Source organism: Streptomyces sp. NPDC006365, assembly GCF_042870755.1.
Lineage (GTDB): Bacteria > Actinomycetota > Actinomycetes > Streptomycetales > Streptomycetaceae > Streptomyces > Streptomyces xiangluensis.
Genome location: NZ_JBIAHS010000001.1, coordinates 327,949 through 346,347, shown reverse-complemented (window position 1 = coordinate 346,347; position 18,399 = coordinate 327,949). Strand labels below are relative to the sequence as shown.

At 70.2% G+C, this 18,399-nt stretch carries 16 protein-coding genes and 1 pseudogene; 7 read left to right on the top strand and 10 right to left on the bottom strand.

Annotation, left to right across the window (positions count from 1 at the left end; all coding sequences use genetic code 11):
- Positions 1 to 132: 132 nt before the first annotated feature.
- Complete coding sequence (gene panD, locus ACFYO0_RS01600) at positions 133 to 561, bottom strand: aspartate 1-decarboxylase (RefSeq protein ID WP_388668870.1); 429 nt, start codon at positions 559 to 561, stop codon at positions 133 to 135.
- An 853-nt stretch (positions 562 to 1,414) separates the two neighbouring features.
- On the opposite strand from panD, the pseudogene ACFYO0_RS01595 reads away from it, so the two are divergent.
- A pseudogene (locus ACFYO0_RS01595) lies at positions 1,415 to 1,700 on the top strand (cytochrome P450); the annotation flags it as partial.
- Positions 1,701 to 2,230: 530 nt separating this feature from the next.
- Here ACFYO0_RS01595 and ACFYO0_RS01590 read toward each other — a convergent pair.
- Positions 2,231 to 2,593, bottom strand: a complete 363-nt coding sequence (locus ACFYO0_RS01590) for a DoxX family protein (RefSeq protein WP_388668867.1) — start codon at positions 2,591 to 2,593, stop codon at positions 2,231 to 2,233.
- Between the two features lie 159 nt (positions 2,594 to 2,752).
- Complete coding sequence (locus ACFYO0_RS01585; protein ID WP_388670802.1) at positions 2,753 to 3,277, bottom strand: cupin domain-containing protein; 525 nt, start codon at positions 3,275 to 3,277, stop codon at positions 2,753 to 2,755.
- A 97-nt stretch (positions 3,278 to 3,374) separates the two neighbouring features.
- On the opposite strand from ACFYO0_RS01585, the gene ACFYO0_RS01580 reads away from it, so the two are divergent.
- On the top strand, positions 3,375 to 4,226 hold the full coding sequence (locus tag ACFYO0_RS01580) for a LysR family transcriptional regulator (RefSeq protein ID WP_388668864.1): 852 nt from the start codon (positions 3,375 to 3,377) through the stop codon (positions 4,224 to 4,226).
- A gap of 411 nt (positions 4,227 to 4,637) precedes the next feature.
- Here ACFYO0_RS01580 and ACFYO0_RS01575 read toward each other — a convergent pair whose 3' ends face one another.
- Together ACFYO0_RS01575 and ACFYO0_RS01570 are read right to left on the bottom strand one after the other, a co-directional pair.
- On the bottom strand, positions 4,638 to 5,579 hold the full coding sequence (locus tag ACFYO0_RS01575; protein WP_388668861.1) for a TIGR03619 family F420-dependent LLM class oxidoreductase: 942 nt from the start codon (positions 5,577 to 5,579) through the stop codon (positions 4,638 to 4,640).
- A complete protein-coding gene (locus ACFYO0_RS01570) occupies positions 5,576 to 6,598 on the bottom strand; it encodes a response regulator transcription factor (protein ID WP_388668858.1) in 1,023 nt (340 codons plus the stop codon). The genes ACFYO0_RS01575 and ACFYO0_RS01570 overlap by 4 nt, the downstream gene beginning before the upstream one ends.
- Positions 6,599 to 6,846: 248 nt before the next feature.
- Here ACFYO0_RS01570 and ACFYO0_RS01565 point away from each other — a divergent pair, with 248 nt between their 5' ends.
- The 5 genes from ACFYO0_RS01565 (at position 6,847) to ACFYO0_RS01545 (ending at position 12,854) form a co-directional block, all read left to right on the top strand.
- Positions 6,847 to 7,887, top strand: a complete 1,041-nt coding sequence (locus ACFYO0_RS01565; protein WP_388668855.1) for a sugar ABC transporter substrate-binding protein — start codon at positions 6,847 to 6,849, stop codon at positions 7,885 to 7,887.
- Between the two features lie 18 nt (positions 7,888 to 7,905).
- Positions 7,906 to 9,441: a sugar ABC transporter ATP-binding protein gene (locus ACFYO0_RS01560; protein ID WP_388668852.1), complete on the top strand. Its 1,536-nt coding sequence runs from the start codon at positions 7,906 to 7,908 to the stop codon at positions 9,439 to 9,441.
- A complete protein-coding gene (locus ACFYO0_RS01555; protein ID WP_388668849.1) occupies positions 9,438 to 10,436 on the top strand; it encodes an ABC transporter permease in 999 nt (332 codons plus the stop codon). Before ACFYO0_RS01560 ends, ACFYO0_RS01555 begins: the two co-directional genes overlap by 4 nt.
- Positions 10,437 to 10,473: 37 nt before the next feature.
- On the top strand, positions 10,474 to 12,171 hold the full coding sequence (locus ACFYO0_RS01550) for an amidohydrolase (RefSeq protein WP_388668846.1): 1,698 nt from the start codon (positions 10,474 to 10,476) through the stop codon (positions 12,169 to 12,171).
- Between the two features lie 110 nt (positions 12,172 to 12,281).
- Complete coding sequence (locus tag ACFYO0_RS01545; protein WP_388668843.1) at positions 12,282 to 12,854, top strand: MarR family winged helix-turn-helix transcriptional regulator; 573 nt, start codon at positions 12,282 to 12,284, stop codon at positions 12,852 to 12,854.
- Positions 12,855 to 12,873: 19 nt separating this feature from the next.
- Here ACFYO0_RS01545 and ACFYO0_RS01540 read toward each other — a convergent pair whose 3' ends face one another.
- The 5 genes from ACFYO0_RS01540 to ACFYO0_RS01520 form a co-directional block, all read right to left on the bottom strand.
- Positions 12,874 to 13,578: a gamma-glutamyl-gamma-aminobutyrate hydrolase family protein gene (locus ACFYO0_RS01540; RefSeq protein WP_388668840.1), complete on the bottom strand. Its 705-nt coding sequence runs from the start codon at positions 13,576 to 13,578 to the stop codon at positions 12,874 to 12,876.
- The gene (locus tag ACFYO0_RS01535; RefSeq protein WP_388668837.1) at positions 13,575 to 15,065 is read right to left on the bottom strand and encodes an aldehyde dehydrogenase; all 1,491 of its coding nucleotides are present in this window, start codon (positions 15,063 to 15,065) and stop codon (positions 13,575 to 13,577) included. Before ACFYO0_RS01535 ends, ACFYO0_RS01540 begins: the two co-directional genes overlap by 4 nt.
- Before the next feature lie 171 nt (positions 15,066 to 15,236).
- Complete coding sequence (locus tag ACFYO0_RS01530) at positions 15,237 to 16,691, bottom strand: APC family permease (protein ID WP_388668834.1); 1,455 nt, start codon at positions 16,689 to 16,691, stop codon at positions 15,237 to 15,239.
- A 183-nt stretch (positions 16,692 to 16,874) separates the two neighbouring features.
- The gene (locus ACFYO0_RS01525; protein ID WP_388668832.1) at positions 16,875 to 17,516 is read right to left on the bottom strand and encodes a TetR/AcrR family transcriptional regulator; all 642 of its coding nucleotides are present in this window, start codon (positions 17,514 to 17,516) and stop codon (positions 16,875 to 16,877) included.
- 26 nt (positions 17,517 to 17,542) lie between these two features.
- Positions 17,543 to 18,388, bottom strand: coding sequence for a fumarylacetoacetate hydrolase family protein (locus tag ACFYO0_RS01520; RefSeq protein ID WP_388668829.1), 846 nt, complete (start codon positions 18,386 to 18,388; stop codon positions 17,543 to 17,545).
- Positions 18,389 to 18,399 lie beyond the last annotated feature (11 nt).

Below are 18,399 nucleotides of genomic sequence, written 5' to 3'. Positions count from 1 at the left end.
GGATCGGGATTCGGGTGGGTCATCGTGTCCTCCAGCCATGTGGAACTTCGGCCCTGGACTTGTTTCCACGCGTACCCGTGCGCCGTACGCGCACTCACCCCGTCGCGGGACGTACGGGGCCCAGATGGACGGTCAGGCGGTGACCGCGGGCACGGCCTGCGGGCTGCGCTCCTGGTCCGAGCCCGGCACCGGCTCAGAGGGGTCCGCGCCAAGGGCGACGATCCGGTTGTCGGCGTCGACGTGTACGACGCGTGGGCGCAGGGCGCGGGCCTCGGCGTCGGAGACCTGGGCGTAGCTGATGATGATCACCAGGTCGCCGGGGTGCACCAGGTGGGCTGCCGCACCGTTGATGCCGATCACGCCGGAGCCGCGCTCGCCCTCGATGGCGTATGTCTCCAGGCGGGCGCCGTTGGTGATGTCGACGATGTGGACCAGCTCGCCGGGCAGCAGATCGGCGGCGTCGAGCAGATCGGCGTCGATGGTCACGGACCCGACGTAGTGCAGGTCGGCCTGGGTCACCGTGGCACGGTGGATCTTGGACTTGAACATGGTACGAAGCATGGAGAAACTCCCGGTTTGTCAGCTCCCTGCCTGCTCAACGCAGGTCAAGGGCGGTCTTCGGACAGTACAACGATTCGCATGTTCGGTCAGCTGTCGCGAGATGTATCAGGACTCACACTGACCCGTTGCCGACTCTTCTGATGCCCCATCAGCTCGGGACCGTGAGTCGCCGACGGGCCGGTACCGCACGACTCCGAATCCCTGCTCGCCGGCCGGTGTCCTCCAGGAGGACACCGGCCGTGCGTCGCGTGGAGGTCGGCGAAGCCGAGCCCTCGGCCGTGCACGGGTGAATCCCTCCAGTCCACCGGCCTCCACGGCCCGGAACCCGACGTCTCCATGTCGAATCGCGCATTCCGCCGGACGGGTGAGAGGTGTGACGGCTTCCACCGTCCGGACCAGGGCACTCGGCATCCTCGAACGCCGTCGGTGGTGCGTCTCCTCAAGGAGGGGGCCGGGAGGAGGAAGGACGCTGCGTGGTTCAGATTTGGGGAGGGCAGCCGCGTGAACAGCACCTTTACGCCGTCCACCTCCCGAAAGCACCGGCGCCGCCGGAGGAGCGCCGACGACGGCGCCGGTGTCAGCGGAAGTGAGCACTTGTGAGCGGTTCAGGCCGCCTCCCATGAGCAGCCCCGACCGGCACGATGGGGCGAAGAGGTCCGGGCCGGCCAGGCGACCGGCGCCCGTGATCCGTACGGGCGCCGCTGCCCGGGACGCCGAGACGGCGCTCCGGCCGACCCCATCGTTCCCTACGCTGAAAGTCGTTCCATGCGCATCCTTTCTCCGGTACGCCGGCCTACGGCCACCTGCTTCCGCTGCTCCCCTTGGAGAGGGCCGCCCGCAGGGCCGGTCACACGGCTCCACCGTCCTGAAGGCCATGGCCGACGCGGACCGCGACCCGCAGCGCTTCAAGGACCCGGGCCGGTTCGACATCCGCCGGGACACCCGCGGCCACATCGCATTCGGCCATGGTCTCCACCACTGCCTGGGGGCGCCGCTGGCGCGCCTGGAGGGCCGAATCGCGATCCGTGCGCTCCTGGAGCGCTGCCCCGACCTGAGGGCGGGCGTCGATGAGGCCGAGCTGCCCTGTGATACCCGGCATGCTGATCAGGGGCGTACGGATGCTGCCCGTGCGCTGGTGACTCAGCAGCCCGCTCAGTGGTGGCTTCGCCGGGGGTGGGACACCCCCGGCCCGATCCGATGAGAACGAGGGGTTCAGACAACGTTGCCATCTGTGTTGTGCGCGGCCACTTCGGCGGCCAGACGAAGGGCGAGCGGATTGGCCGCGGCGAAACCGAGGAGTTCGGCGTGCAGTGCCGGGCCGCGATTTTCCGACGGCTCATGAATGAGCGCGTCAGAGCCGTTCGCACGCAGCCCAATTCATAGGAGACGCCGGGTGCCAATTCCAGGCGGCACACCCGCAGTTGATGCCGTCGAACGGTCACCCTCCGATTCCGTGGGACGCGATCACGATGCGGTCTTCTGGAGGAGCACCGGCAGCTAAGGCTGCACTCCAATGAGACGAAGGCGTCGTGCGGTTGAACGGGTCCTTCCCGGCACAGCGAGCCGCATGAACCGGCGGAGCGGGGCGAAGGTCCACTCCACTCGACGACGCAGCGGCGCTTGTCCAGGCCCTTGATGTCCGGCGCGCCGTTGCGGGTGATCATCGGCCTCACAGCCATGTGGTGGCCGGCCAGATGGCCACGGCCGCTGCGAGAAGGAGCGCGATGTTGAGGGCGATTCGGCGGTCTTCGCGGCGCAGGTGAACTGTGGTCGCGCCGATCTGCAGGAGCACGAACCCGATAGCCGCAGCCAATGCCAGCCAGGGAGCAATGCCGGCCAACGGGGGCACGATGAGCCCGATCGCGCCGAGCACTTCGAGCACCCCGATCGTCCTGACGGCCGGCATCGGCGTGCGGTCCACCCAGGCCATCATCGGCAGGAGCTGCTCACGGGTCTGGATCACCTTTATTCCACCCCCGTAGAGGTAGAAGAGCGCGAGTATGCCGGCAACGATCCAGTACGCGACCTTCATGATTCCCATCCACGTCTACCAGTTTGTAAGTGATCAAATTCATGCGTCATCACGGGAGCACCTGCGAAGGCACACGCGTGTGCGCACGCGACCCGGGACTTGAGAAGCAGGAGCAGTCCCCTCGGCTGCACCGATCCGGTGACAGACAGCCAGGCGGCTTCATCCTTCCGGCTTCCAGGCGAAGTCGGCGGCGGGCTCGGTGGCGTAGCGACTCATCGCCTGGATGGTCGCCTGTGCGGTCAGTTCCTGGCCGCCGGCGATCATGTCCCGCAGGTCTCGGAAGTACTGCACATACAGGTCGGGGGTGAAAAGGCTGAGCATGACGGCCGGTTGGCCGGTCAGGTTGGCGAAGGTGTGCGGGGCTCCGGGCGGGATCATCACGAGCGTGCCCGCGGTCGCGTCGTGCGTCTTCTGTCCGACCGTGAACCGCACCGTGCCGGAGATGACGTAGAAACCCTCGTCGTGCTGGGAGTGGCGGTGCTGGGGTGGTCCGTCTGTGCGCGGAGCGAGGATGGTTTCGCCGATCCCGAGACGGTGCCCGGTGGTGCTGCCGTCTTCCAGGATGCGCAGTCGCGTGGTGCCCAGGAGGATCATCTCACCGTCGTCCGGACCGACCACCGATACGGCAGGGTCGGCCGTGGGATCGCTGGTCATCGGTCCGTTGGTCATCGGTTCGCTGGTCATCGGCTGGTCTGTCATGCTCCGATTCCAGCGCCCGGACACCGCGGCCGTCCAAGACCGGTTGGGTGGCCTCGATACCGCACGGGTATCGTCGCCGGTCATGGAGCTACGCACGCTGCGCTATTTCGTGGCCGTCGCCGAGGAACTCCACTTCGGCCGTGCCGCCGCCCGGATGCACATGAGCCAGCCGCCGCTGAGCCGGGCGATCAAGCAGCTGGAGACCGACGTCGGTGCCGCTCTGTTGCACCGCTCCTCCGCAGGCGTCACACTCACCCCGGCTGGGGCGGCGCTGCTCGAGGAGGCGCGCATCCTGCTCGACCAGGCCGACCGGGTACGCGTTCGCGTGGCCGCGGCGGCCGGCGCCGCGACCATCACCGTCGGCATCCTGGGCGACACCGCCGACCCGGGCGCAGCCCGGTTGGCCGCCGCGTACCGCCGGCAGCACCCGGGTGTCGAGGTCCGCATCCGCGAGACCGACCTGGCCGATCCGACCTGCGGGCTGCGCGCCGGACTGGTCGACGTCGCTCTGACCCGCAGCCCGTTCGACGAGACCGGCCTGACGGTGCACGACCTACGCGCCGACCCGGTGGGCGTCGTGCTGCGCGCCGACGATCCGCTGGCCCGCCACGACCGCCTGAAGCTGGCTGACCTGGCGGACCGGCGCTGGTTCCAGTTCCCGGACGGCACCGACCCGATCTGGCAGTCGTACTGGAACGGCGGCGAGCCTCGCGAGGGTCCGGTGGTGCGCGCCGTGCAGGAGTGCCTGCAGGCAGTGCTCTGGAACGGCACGGTCGGGATGACTCCGCTCGGGCACGACCTGCCCGGGGAGCTGACCGTGGTACCGCTGATCGACATGGCACACAGCCCCGTGGTGGCGGCGTGGAACGAGGGCGACGCGAACCCGATGATCCGGTCCTTCGTCCACATCGCAACGGCCGCCTACCGCGACTGAGCGCCGCACGGCCTGCACCGGGTACGACCGGTACACCACGTTCGGACCCCGCGTCCGCGCCTCGGTCTTCCGCGCCTGAGGGCGGGAGGCTGCCCGAGCCACGGGTGCAGGACCGGCTCGGTCATCGCCCGCCCATCGTCATCCACGATGCCGTACCGGTGTCAGGGCCATCAGCCCCGAATCACGAGACCCATATGACGGGCTGTACCGCAGGGCGAGTCAGTCGACGGTGAATCCGTACTTGTCGGCGACGGCGGCCATGGCCTTCACATCGACCTCGTCGAGCGGCGGTCCCACCTGTCCGCGCACACCCGGAGTCCCGTGGAGCGGCAGTCGGAGCGTGCGACTGCAGGTGGGCGTGGGCGAGCCGGCGGTCGGTCTCGTCGACCAGCAAGTCGCCGAGGGCCCGCGCTACGCGGTCAGCGCTGCCACCCGCCGCATCACGTCATGGCAGAACGCCCCGACCCCGTCCGGGTCGTCAATGAACTGGTTCGGCTTGATGCAGAAGGTCGTGAAGCCCTGTGCCAGCTGTTCCGGGATCGACGCCAGGGCCGCACCAAGATCCGCCGCGGAGCGGTCGTCGGGGAAGACGGCCTGGGTGCCGCCGATCATTTCCAGGTCGGTGACGTCACGGCCGGCCGCCGCCATGGCTTGCTTCAGCAGCTGCATGTCCTGCGGCGTGGGCCTGCCCAGCGGGTGGAAGCCGTGCCCGTACCGGACGAGCCTTCGCAGCACGGGCCCGTGCAGGCGCTGTCCGCCGAACCACAGTCGTGGGCCCTCCGGTCGGTACGCCTTGGGCTCGAAGTAGACGTCCCGGAACGGGTAGTGCTCGCTGTCGTGCGAGATCGGGGACGGCCCCCATGCCTTCGCCCAGACTTCCAGGTGCTCGTCGAGCAGCCGCCCCCGCCTGCCGAAGGGGACTCCCAGGGCGTCGTACTCGTCCCTGCTCCAGCTGACCGTGGGCTGCACCAGCAGTCGCCCTTCACTGATCAGGTCGAGGGTGCCCAACTCCCGTGCCATGAGCAGCGGATGGCGCAGTGGGGCGAGGACGGCCGCGGCGGCCAGCCGCAGCCGTTCGGTTACGGAGGCGATGGCGGCGAGCAGGAGCAGCGAGTTGGGCCAGGGGGTGTGCGGGTCCTGGTTGCCCGGGAGGGCATAGTCGCGCGGGTTGCCCATGATCCCGTCGGCACCGGCGTCGGGGCCGAGCACGATGTGTTCGCTGACCATCACCGAGTCAAAGCCCGCGTCCTCGGCCTCGCGGGCCCACCGGACCGCCTTGGGCAGGTCGGCGCGGCCGCCGGTCAGGGTCCAGTTCTCGCTGAGGACGAGCAGCATGCGGGGTGTGGTGGTCATCTGGGCTCCCTCTCCACGAAGTACTCGAGGTCCTCGGGCGCGGGCCGCAGCACTCCGTCACGCACGGCGAGCGCCGTTGCCTCGGCGCGGGAGCAGCAGCCGGTCTTGCGCAGCAGGTGCTCGATGTGGCTGTGCACCGTGCGTGGCGACAGGAACAGGGCCTGCGCGATGGCCTGGTTGGTCTGGCCCCGGGCGGCTCGCGTGAGGACTTCGAGTTCGCGCGGGCTCAGTCCGTACGGCAGCTCGGCGCGCTCCTCGTACACCAGCACCGCCTCGCGTGCCGCCGGACCCGCCGTGCATCGTTGGAGCACCACCCGGCACCATCCGGATCCGACCGGCCACAGCGCCCGCAACCGCAGCCCTCGCGAGAGGGTGAACGCCTCCATGAGCCGCCGGAAGTGCTCGTCGTGCAGTGCCCCGGCGGGCGCCCGGCCAGGCAGGTCGATGACGCCGGCGGAGGTGACGAGGTTCGCCGCTGCCCCCGCCGGGAGTTCGTGGAAGCCACCGGCGTGTGCGGTGGGGTCGGCGAGGGCGCCCAGTGCGGGCAGGATCGAGGCGAGCAGTTGTCGCGCCTCGGTGTCGTAGACGTCCGCGCCTTCCGCGGAGAGATGGATCAGTCCGACGAGGCGCCCTTGGTGACGCAGCGCCCCGGTCAGCCCGTCACGAAAGCCGGCGGGGCGGACCCGCTCTGCGTAGAACCAGCCATGCCGGAAGCGCGGTCCGGGATCGTCGGCGTCCTCGGAAATGGAGCGCGGCAGCTCCTGCCGTACGACGTTGGCGTACCACGGGGTCGAGACGAACTCGGCGGCCAGGGCCTGCGATGCCGCGGCGGGGTAGCCGACACCGGCGATCTGCAGGTGCGCCCCGGAGACAGGGTCGATCCCGAGCAGGGACGCGGCGTCGAACGGAAGGGCGCGGCCGAGTTCCTGCATGGCCTGAGCGCAGGCCGTGGCGGTGTCGCGCTCGCGCGTGAGCATGCCGATGCGCGTCGCGGCGGCGATCTGCTGGTGGCCGAGCATGCGAGCCTCCCGACGGCTCCTGTCGCTACGAACATTGTCCGAACTGATTGTTTGGGCCCTAACGATATGCGGGTCCAAGGCGCCGGACAAGCCGTTTGCCGTTCTGCAACCGAGCCCGTCCCGGTCGGCGCCCGGGCACTCGGGGAGTCGGTATTTGTACGGATGGCCAGGCACGTGCTCCGGGGCTTTCCTGTTCGGCACAGCCGGACGCCCGCCATGACGGGCCCGTTCACCTGGGAGAGCCCGCCATGACCAGATTCCCGCAGGCCGTGTCCACGGCCTCACGCCGGCAGTTCCTCGCATGGTCCGGCGGCATCACGGTGGCCACCGCGCTGGCCACCGCGGGCTGTTCGGCGCCGGACGACGGCGCCGGCTCGACCGCCGCGGCCGCCGGCTCGTCGCCGGGGGCGAAGTCCCTCGGCAAGATCGGCTTGGATTATCCGTTCACCCAGCTCCCCCTGTACTCGACGCTCGTGAAACTTTCCACCAAGGCCGCGAAGAAGCACGGCATCACCCTGCTGACCACGAGCGACGCGAGCAGCGCCGACACTCAGGCCACCAATCTGAGTGCCTGGGTCTCGCAGAAGGTCCCGGCCATCGTGTCGTTCCCGATGGTCTTCGAGGCCACCGAGGCCACCGCCAAGCGAGCGCTGGACACCGGGCTGATCTGGGTGACATACGGCGGAACGCTGCAACATCAGAGCGCGGACATCCAGTTCAGCTTCCTCGAGGGCGGCACTCTGCTCGGGGAGGCCGCCGCGCAGTGGGCCAACGAACGGCTCGGCGGCAAGGGCAAGATCGCGTTCCTCACCGACAGCACGATCCCGCTGGGCCGTGAGCGCACCAAGGGCATGATCGACGCCTTCACCCGGCACGCGCCCGGTGTCGACGTGGTCGCGAAGGAGCAGGCCATCGACCCGGACACCGGGCTCTCGAAGACCCGGGCCATCCTCGCCAAGCACCCCGACCTCAACATCGTCCTCGGGGTCACGGACGCCGCCGCGTACGGCGGCTTCAAGGCCCTCCAGCAGACAGGGCGGGCGAAGGCCGACACCAAGACCTTCGTCGGCGGGCAGGACGGCGCCGCACCTTCGCTGCTCGCCATCAAACAGGGCACGTTCTACCGGGCCTCCGCCGCGCTGGCACCGAAGGACATCGCGAACGCCGTCGTCGACGTGCCGCTGGCTGTCGCCGCCGGGAAGGAGAACCCCAGCGCCCAGGTGCCGATCACGCTCGTCCAGCACGCCGACACCGCGCGGATCGACGACCTGCTCGCGCAGAACTCCTAGGCGGCCGGCATGACGGGCATGACGGAACCGAATCTCCGTATCCGCGGACTGAGCAAGTCCTTCGGTGGCGTCCGTGCACTGGACGGCGTGGACCTCACCGTCCCGGCGGGCCAGGTGCACGCCCTCCTCGGCCACAACGGCGCCGGTAAGTCCACCCTGATCAAGTGCCTCGGCGGGGCCTTCCCGCCGGACGCGGGCACGATCGAGGTGGGTGGCAGCAGCCACACACGGCTGAGCCCGCGTGAGTCGATCGCCGCCGGAGTGGCGATCATCTTCCAGACGCTCAGCGTCGTCGACTCCCTGACGGTGGCCGAGAACATCTTCCTCGGCCAGGAATGGACCAAGTACGGCCGGATCGACCGCCGGGCTCAGGAGGACGTCGCGGCCGGACTGCTCAAGCGGGTGGCGGCGAACTGCTCCCCTCGCGACCGTGTAGGCGAACTTCCCATGGGACAACGGCAGTTGGTGGAGATCGCCAAGGCGCTCAGCCGCAGCGCCTCGGTCCTCGTCCTGGACGAGCCCACCGCCGCCCTCTCCGGGGCCGAGAGCGACGCCCTGGCCGAGCGGGTGGAGGACCTGCGCGCCCAAGGCCTGGCCATCGTGTACGTCACCCATCTGCTGGCCGAGGTGGAGCGGCTCGCGGACGCCGTGACGGTGCTGCGGGACGGGCGCGTGACCCATCACTCGGAGGTGTCGGGGCGAAGCCGACAGGAATTGGTCGACGCGATCGTCGGCCCGGCGCCTCCTCTCTCGCCGGGCGCGACAGCGGGCGCCCCGGCCGACTCCGGCGCGCCGCGCTCGCCCTGCCTGACGGTGGACGGCCTGCGCGGTCCCGGATTCGGTCCCGTGGACGTGGACGTGGCCGAGGGCGAGATCGTCGGCCTGTTCGGACTCATAGGTTCCGGACGTACGCGTGTCCTGGAGACGCTCTTCGGCAGGCGCCGCGCATCGGGTGGGACCGTGCGTGTCAAAGACCGCGCCGTCGAAGCCGCCCGGCCTGCCGACGCACTGGCCGCCGGGATCGCCCTCGTACCGGCGGACCGGCGCAGACAGGGCCTGTTCCCGGTGCTGAGCGCGCAGGACAACGCGTTGCTGCCGACGATCCGTCCGCTCGCCCGGCGCGGCGTACGGGCGCTGCGCGCCGAGCGGCGGATCTTCGGCGCGCTGTGCGACGCCGTGGGGCTGCGCCCGGCACGGCCGGGCCTGCCGGCGGCCGCCTTCTCCGGCGGGAACCAGCAGAAGCTCGTCCTCGGCCGCTGGATCAACGAGGCGCACAACGTCGACGTCCTGCTCCTCGACGAGCCCACCCAAGGCGTCGACGTGGGTGCCCGGCAGGAGATCTACCAGGTCGTCTCCTCACTCGCCGTACAGCGCGGCACCGCCGTGCTGTTCGCCTCCAGCGATCCGGAGGAGGTCGTCGCACTCGCCCACCGCTGCCTGATCGTCTCCGCCGGACGGATCGTCGGCGAGCTCGGCGGCTCCGAACTCACCGAGGCCGCGCTCCTGTCGGCCGTCCACGACCCCGCCCCCGCGACCTCAAAAGGAGCGGCATGACCACCGCGACCACCTCCCCCGCCGGCCGCCTCGTTCCGGGCCCGCGCGCCATGGCCGGCAGCGGACTCGACGCCGTGCGGCGGCATCCGCTGCTCATCGTCCTTGTCCTGATGGTGCTGGTGTTCCAGCTGACGACGGGGAGCTTCCTCGACGGGGGCAACCTGCGCGGCATCGCCACCGACGCGGCCACCCTCACCCTCGTGGCCGTGCCTCTGGCGCTGCTGGTCATCAGCGGTTACCTCGATCTGTCGGTCGGCTCCACTGTCGCTCTGGGCGGGCTGGTCGCCGGCTGGCTCGCCGGGCAGCAGCACCAGTCACCGGTCGTCGCCGTGCTCGGCGCACTCGCCGTGGGTGCGGCGGTGGGCGCCGTGAACGGCGTCCTGTGCTGCTATCTCGGACTGTCCTCGTTCATCGTGACGCTGGGCATGCTGACCGCGGTGCGCGGACTCGCGCAGCAGCTCTTCCCGCTGCCGCTGAGCAGCTTCGGCTCCGGGTTCGCCTGGCTCGGCGGGTCGCGTATCGCCGGGATCGACGCGCCGGTCGTCATCGCCGTACTGGTGCTCGTCGCCGGTGCGCTGTTCCTGGCCCTCACCCCGGCCGGGCGGCACGTCTTCGCCATCGGCGTCAACCGGGAGGCCGCCTATCTCTCCGGCATCAGCATCCGCCGTACACCCTTCGCACTGTTCGTCGTCACCTCGGTCGCGGCGGCCCTGGCCGGCGCGATCAAGGCGTCCGTACTGGACAGCGTGGTCGCCGGGACCTCGGGGGCCGGCTTCGAGCTGACCGTGCTCACCGCGGTCCTGCTCGGCGGAGTCGCGCTCACCGGCGGCTCGGGCTCCGTCTTCGGAGTGCTGCTCGGCGTACTCTTCCTGGGCTGTCTGCAGAACGGGCTGACGCTGCTGAACGTACCGACGTTCTGGCAGCAGATGGCCCAGGGCATCGCCCTGGTGGCGGGCGCGGCGCTCGCCTACTTCGGTCCGCGGCTGACGCGGTGACCCGTCCTACGACCTTCACGTCCCAGAGAGGTTTCGCGTGAGCGACAGCGCCCCCACCCTCATCCTGACCGGCGGCCAGGTCCTGACCGTCGACGACGGCTTCACCGTGGCCGAAGGTGTGGCCGTGCGCGGCCGGACCATCGTTGCCGTCGGCACCGACGTCGAGATCCGCGCTCTGGCCGGACCCGGCACGCGCGTCGTCGAACTGGGCGGCCGGACCGTACTGCCCGGCATCAACGACTCCCACCTGCACGGGGCCGCGTACGGCATGACCAAGCCGCCCTTCGCCATCGCCGTCGGCCATCCGGCGGTGACGTCGATCGCCGACATCGCCGCCACCGTGCGGAGTCAGGTGCAAGCCTCCCGGCCCGGCGAGTGGATCATCGGCCTCGGCTGGGACCCCGGCTACCTGGCGGAGTGTCTCGCCGACCCCCGTCGCTTTCCGCACCGCCGGGATCTCGACATCGTGGCGCCGGACAACCCGGTCTGCCTGACCGACTTCTCCTCGCACATGGTGTGGGTCAACAGCGCGGCCCTGCGCCAGTGCGGCATCGACGCGTCGAGTGTGCCCCCGTCGGGCGGTGTCATCGACCTCGACCCGGACGGCGAGCCCGCCGGCATCCTGCGCGAGGCCGCCCAGGGACTCGTCCAGGCCGCGCTCCCCTCCCCCACCGTCGCCCAGCGCCGCCAGGCCATCCGGAACGTGATCGCCGAACTCCACTCGCGCGGCATCACCAGCTACACCGAGCCCGGCCTCGGTCCCGGCGGCGCCACGACCCTCTTCGGCGGGCTGAGCACCGACAACTGGACGGCGTACGCCGAACTCGCGGCCACCGGCGGCCTCGAGGCCCGGGTCAGCGTCCTGTTGCTGCCCGCGCCGATGGGCGGCTCCGCGGACGACGTACGCAAGGGCCTGGCCGAACTGCGGCGCCCGGAGTCGGCCGACCCGCGTCTCCTGCGCGCCATCGGCGTCAAGATCTTCGCCGACGGGGTACCGCCGAACCGCACGGCGTGGATGAACGAGCCGTACGCCGACGGCGGCCACGGCGCGCTGTGCGTGCACGGCGACACTCCCGCGCTCCAGGTCGACGAGCTGCGCGAGATGATCCGGATCGCCCATGGGGCGGGCTTCCAGCTGGGCGTACATGTCACCGGAGACCGGGCCATCGACACGGTCGTGGACGCGTTCGTCGCGGCCGACGAGGCGGCACCACGGCCCGACGCCCGGCACTACGTCATCCACGGCGACTTCATCGGCGCCGGCAGCCTGGCGAAACTCGCCGCACACGGTTACGGCATCAACATGAACCCGGCCATCAAGTGGACCATCTCCGACCTGATGGACGAGGTGGTGGGTGCCGAACGCTCCGCCTACCAATGGCCCGTGCGGTCCGCCGTCGAGGCCGGCGTCGCGGTCTGCGCCAGCTCGGACGCCCCGATCACGGAGCCCGACTGGCGGCAAGGAGTGGCCGCGATGATGCTGCGGGAGTCGAAGGCGAGCGGCCGGCGCAGCGGCCCGGAACAGTGTGTGGGCCTCGCCGAGGCCCTGCGTGCGTACACGGTCAATGCGGCCCGTCAGGACTTCGCGGAGGAGTGGAAGGGGTCCGTCGAAGTCGGCAAGGTCGCGGATCTGTGCGTACCGGACCGTCCACTGCTGGAACTGGATCCCCACGAAATCACGGACGCGCAGGTGGACTTGACGGTGTTCGACGGGCGTGTCGTCCACGAGCGCTGAGCGCCACACGGTCGTGACATCGGAAGAGTGTCCGAGGGCGCACATCGCCCTCGGACACTCCCTTCGTACAATTTGAGGCCGAACGGTCAACGCACAACGAGGGAGCGCCCGTGCCCGGCCAGCGATCCATCACCGAAGCCGAGAAGCTCGCCGCGGCGAAACTCGGCGGCATCCCGATCCGCCGGGACCAGATGGCGGCCGTGGCCAACATCTACCGGGCCGCCTCGGCGGTGCGCCAGCACCTGGAGAACTCCGTGCTGCGCGGCTCCGATCTGACCTGGACGGCTTTCGTGGTGCTGTGGGTCGTGTGGGTGTGGGGCGAGTCGGAGACCCGGCATGTGGCCGAGGAGGCCGGCATCTCCAAGGGGACGCTCACCGGGGTGTCGCGCACGCTGGAATCGCGCGGGCTGCTCAGCAGGGCGGGGCACCCCTCGGACGGCAGGCTGGTCCTGCTCAGCCTCACCGACGAGGGCGAGCGGCTAATGCGGCGGCTGTTCCCGCAGTTCAACGAGGAGGAGGCGTTCGTCACCGGGCAGTTGACGGATGAGGAGTGCCGGAATCTGGCCGAGGACCTGCGGCGCGTCGTGCTGCAGGTCGAGGAGAACGGCGAGGAGCGCCGCCAGTCGCTGCTGAACGGGGCCGAGCCCGCTCCTCGCCGCAGCGGGCGACGCCCGAAGGGCTGAGAGCCCCTCGCTGCGAGCTTCAGCGGGCCGCTCGCACGAGCGCCGCGAAGAGATCGTGCTGGGCGGCGTCCTGGTGCGCGGTGTCCTCGGGGTGCCACTGGACGGCGGTGAACCATCCGCGTGCTCCGGCGAGTTCGAGGCCTTCCGGAGTGCCGTCGGCTGCCCGTGCGGTGATCTCCAGGCCCTCACCGAGTCGGTCCACTCGCTGGTGGTGGTAGCAGGAGGCTTCGACCTTCTCCGCTCCGGTGGCCTGTTCCAGCAGCGTGCCGCGCCGGATCGCCACCGGATGAACGAGGTGCCGGTGCTCTCGCTGCGGCCCCCCCATGTCCTGTTCCAGCGTGCCGCCCAGGGCGACGTTGACGACCTGCATGCCTCGGCAGACCGCCAGCAGCGGCAGGCCCGACTCCAGCGCCCGCCGGGCGACTTGGAGGTCGAAGGTGTCCTGGAGGTCGTCGACGTCGTAGACGCTGTCGTGCGTGTCGGTGGCGCCGTACCGGTGGGGGGCGAGGTCGCCGCCGCCGGGGAGCAGGACCCCGTCGAAGCGGGCGAGGCGGGCCGGCACATCGGTGTCGGCGGGGTGCAGGCTCACCGGTTCACCGCCGGCCCGCCATACGGACTCGATCAGGGCGCGGGCATTGACCTCGGCGGCGTGGCGCAGGGCGGATGTGGTGGCGGCGAAGCGGGCGGGGATCGCGATGAGGGGGCGGGCCGGGCTGGAAGTCACAACTGGATCCAGGTGGTCTTGAGTTCGGTGTACTTCTCGATGGCGTGGACGGACTTGTCCCGTCCGTTGCCCGACTGCTTCATGCCGCCGAAGGGGACGGTCAGGTCGCCCTCCTCGTAGCAGTTGACCCAGACCGTGCCGGCCTTCAGCGCCCGCGAGACCCGGTGGGCGGTGGACAGATCGGAGGTCCACAGGCCGGCGGCGAGGCCGTACTCGGTGGCGTTGGCGAGCCGTACCGCCTCGTCCAGGTCGTCGAAGGCGAGCACGGACAGGACGGGCCCGAAGATCTCCTCGCGGGCCAGCCGCATGCCGGGCTCCACCCGGTCGAAGACGGTCGGTTCCAGGTACGTGCCTCCCGTGCCGGTGAGAACGCGCTCGCCGCCGGCCCGCAGCCGGGCGCCCTCGTCCAGACCGGTGCCGATGTGGTCTCGTACGCGGCTCAGGTGGGCCTCGCCGACCAGGGCGCCCATCTCGGTGGCCGGGTCGAGGGGGTCGCCGACGCTCAGTTCCCGGGCGCGCCCCACGACGGCCGCGACGACGCGTTCGGCGATCGAGGAGTGCACCAGCAGCCGGGAGGGGGCGGTGCACATCTCGCCCTGGTTGAAGAAGATGCCCCAGGCGGCGGTGGCGGCGGCCTTCTCCAGGTCAGGGGCGTCGGGAAGGATGATGTTGGGCGATTTGCCGCCCAGCTCCAGCCAGACGCGTTTGAGGTTGGAGTCGGCCGCGTAGCGCAGGAAGTGGCGACCGACGGCGGTGGAGCCGGTGAAGGCGAGGACGTCCACGTCCGGGTGCAGACCGAGGGCCCGGCCGACGACCGGGCCGTTTCCATTGACGATGTTGAGTACACCCGGCGGCAGCCCGGCCTCGGTGGCGAGCCGGCCCAGGAGGAGCGCGGACAGCGGCGAGTTCTCGGACGGCTTGAGTACGACCGTGCAGCCCGCGGCCAGTGCCGGGGCGATCTTCCAACTCGCCAGGGTGAGCGGGAAGTTCCAGGGCACGACCGCGCCCACGACACCGGACGGTTCCCGGGTGATCAGTGCGAGGGCGTCCGGTGCGGTGTGGGGGGACTCGCCGGTGAGTTTGTCCGCCAGCTGCCCGTACCAGCGGAAGGTGTTGATGGCGGCGCGCAGTTCGATGTCGTACGCGTCCGTGATCGGCTTGCCCATCTCCAGGCTGATGGTCAGCGCGAGCTTCTCGCGCTGCTCGTCGAGCAGTTCGGCGATGCGCAGCAGGGTCCGACCGCGGTCGGCGGGCGCGAGACGGGGCCAGGGGCCGGAGTCGAAGGCCCGGCGCGCGGCGGCCACGGCTGCGTCCACCTCGGCAGTGCCCCCGTCGGCGATCTCGGTCACCACCTGACCGTCCCGGGGAGAGACGACCGCGAAGGCCGCTCCACCGCCGTCCTCGTCGGCGCCGTCGATGTGGTGGGCGCCGGACACCTCCAAGGTCTTGGCGCGGCGAAGCCACTCGTCGTGGGTGATGTCCGGCATGCGTGGCCTCCAGATCACGGCAGGAATTTCATTTGATCTCAAACGATATGACCCAGGTGGAACCCGTACAAGAGCCCCCGACGGCCCGGGCGAACACCCGCCACCTGGTCGACGACTTCCTCGACCGGATGGCGGGTGAGGCGGACTGACGCTCCGCCCTGGGGGCGTGCGTCAACCGCCGTCGGCCGCCCCGCGCCTCATCGTGGCCGCGACGGTGCCCAGGGCCAGCACTGCCGGCACAGTGAGTCCGAGCCAGAGGGCGGTGGCCGAGTCGCCGCCGATGAGCGTGGTGAAGTTCTCGACGATCAGCCAGACCGCGCCGACGATGCCGAGTGCGCCCAGGGCCGGGGCGATCAGCGTGTTCCAGGGCCGGGTGTCCAGGCGTTCCCGGCGGAAGAAGGCGACCACGGAGACCGAGGTCAGGAGGTACAGCAGCATGATCCCCAGGACAGCTACTCCGCTGCCCCAGGAGAACAGGGTCAGGACCGGGTCCTTGCCGGCCAGCGCGAAGGGGATCACCAGCAGGACGGCGATGGCCGTCTGGACGGTGCCCGCCACGCCGGGAGAGTGGCGGCGGTTGACCGACGTCAGCCTGCGGGGCAGCAGCCCGTCGCGGCCGAGGGAGAACAGGTAGCGGTTGGCGGAGTTGTGGAAGGCGAGGATGCCCGCGAAGAGCGAGGTGGCCAGCAGAACGGGCAGGACGTCGTTGACCCAGGTGCCGAACTGGTCGGCGATGGGAGCGAAGACGAAGGCCGTCGAGTCGCCGCTCTCCAGCGCTTTGCCGGCGGCCGCGGTCGCGTTCGAGGGGCCGTGGGCGGAGATCAGCATCCAGGAGGCGAAGGCGAAGAAGCCGGTGACGAGGGCGACGGCCAGATAGGTGGCCCGGGGCACCGTCCTGCGGGGTTCGCGCGCCTCCTCACCGTAGATCGCGGTGGCCTCGAAGCCGATCATCGAGGCGACGGAGAACATCAGCGCCACACCCGGGGCCCCGTCGAGCGCCGCCACCGGCGAGAAGGACTCGCTGAAGGCGAGACCCTCGGGCCCACCACCCTGGACGAAGGTGACGAGGGCGAAGGCGCCGAGGATGCTGAACTCCGCCAGGACGAAGACCGCCAGTACCTTGGCGCCCATCTCGATGCCCGAGGCTCCCAGGACCTGGACGATCGCCATGGTGACCAGGACGCACACCCACCAGGGCACGTCCACCCCTGTGTGGTGTGCCAGCAGGCTGCTGACGGTAGCTCCGTAGAGGCCGTACATGGCGGCCTGTATCGCGAAGTAGGCGAAGAGTGCGACGCCGGCACTGCCGGTGCCGACGTGCCGGCCGAGGCCCTTGCCGATGTACGTGTAGAAGGCGCCGGCGTTCACGACGTGCCGGCCCATGGCCACGAAGCCGACCGAGAACAGCAGCGTGATCACCCCGGCCGCCACATAGGTGGCAGGGGCGCCGGGTCCGTTGCCGAGGGCGACGGAGAGGGGAACGGCGCCCGCGACACCGGTGAGCGGCGCCTGGGCGGACAGAACGAAGAAGAGGATGCCCAGGACGCCGAGGGAGTTGGGCTTGAGCCTGCCTGTGGTGGAGGTGTCGGGCGCGGCCTGGTTGCCGACCGCTGTCTGACTGTCCACTCGGATCACCTGCCAGAGAAGGAGAAGGGTCGTTTCAGGCCAAACGAGTTGCCCCATGGTGGGCTGGAACTATCCGTTTGACAAGGGGGGAGCTCCGGGATTTCCGCGGAGTTGTCGTCAGCGCGTTTCTGAGCAGCGCGAACGAGGCCCGAATGCCCAGTCGGACGGCCCGTTGGACCTTGCCTAGCGGTTTGCCGAGCCGGAGTCGCCTTCGGCTTCAGCTTCGGCTTCGCCTTCGAGGAGCCGGAGCAGGTGGCGCAGCTCCTCGACGGCGGCGTCGGTGGTCTCGGGCTCGCCGAAGACGAGCTGGTGCAGCACGATCCCGTCAAGGGCCGCGAAGACCAACCGGGTCAAGGGGTGGCCTGCGTCGTGGGGAAGGATCCGGGACAGCTCGCGCTTGGTGGCGTCGAAGTAGGCGTCGTACAGCGCGCGGATCTGCGGCAGCAGCTCCGGCCGCCGCCGTGACTCCAGCAGCAGCTCGTACTGGAACGCCTGTATGTCCGGATCCGCCGTGACCATCTCGGAGAGCCCGACCGAGAAGTCGGCGACCTTGCCCGTGCCGGGTTCGAGCGCGCTGGTGCTCAGCGAGGTGCGGATCGCGTGGGCGAGCGCCTCCTCGATCAGCGCGTCTCGCGAGCCGAAGTGGTGGACGACCAGCCCGTGCGTGGTCCCCGCCTCCTGCGCGACGGCCCGGTAGGTGAGCTTGCGCAGCCCGCCCCGCGCCACGACCCGCACAGCGGCGTTGAGCAGGGCCTCGCGGCCCTCCCCGTAGTTCATGCGCCTGCGCGGCTCACGACCTTCGGGCTGCTCGGCGGACTCGGTCATGCCGTTGACCATACCCGCCCGCCCGTTCACCGCTTGGGCGGACGGATCCCACGGAACTCCCAGTCGCCGCCGAGCGCCGTGGACAGCACCTCCTCGGACTCGGTGGGCTGCGCGCCGACGTCGGTACGGACGGGCGTGGGGCCGGTGACGACGTGGTTGGTGAGGCGGCCCAGGCCCTCGACCTCCACCTCGACCACGTCACCCGGCTGTACGGGGCGGGAATTGGCGGGAGTGCCGGACAACAGCACGTCACCGGGGTGGAGGGTGATGGTGCGGGCGATGTCGGCGACGAGGTAGTGCATGTCCCACTTCATCTCGTCGGTCGAACCGTCCTGGACGACCTCGCCGTTGACGTACGTTCGCAGCCGCTTGCCGTGGAAGTCCCAGTCGGTGACGAGCCCCGGGCCGAGTGGGCAGAGGGTGTCGGAGCCCTTCACCCGGAGCATGGAGCCGGCGTCGGTGTCGCGGAAGTCGTGCAGGCCGTAATCGTTGGCGACGGTGTAACCCGCGATGTACTCACCTGCCTCGGCCTGCGAGATGTTGCGCGCCGTCTTCCCGATCACGATGGCGACCTCGCCCTCGTAGTTGAGCCACTTGCAGCCGTCGGGGCGGACGACGGCGCCCTGGTGGGAGTTCAGTGAGGAGGTCGGCTTGTGGAAGTAGGTGGGGGTGTCGGGGAGTTGGATCTGGAACTCGTCGACGCGGCTGCGGTGGTTGAGGTGGACGGCGATCACCTTGGAGGGGACGACCGGGGGCAGATGCCGGGCGTCGTCGGTCTTCACACGGCGGCCGTCCCCGGCGACGAGTTCGTCCCCGTCGACGGTGACCTGGACGGCGGCGCCGTCGAGCAGGATGCGGCGGTATTCGGGCATGGCGATTCTCC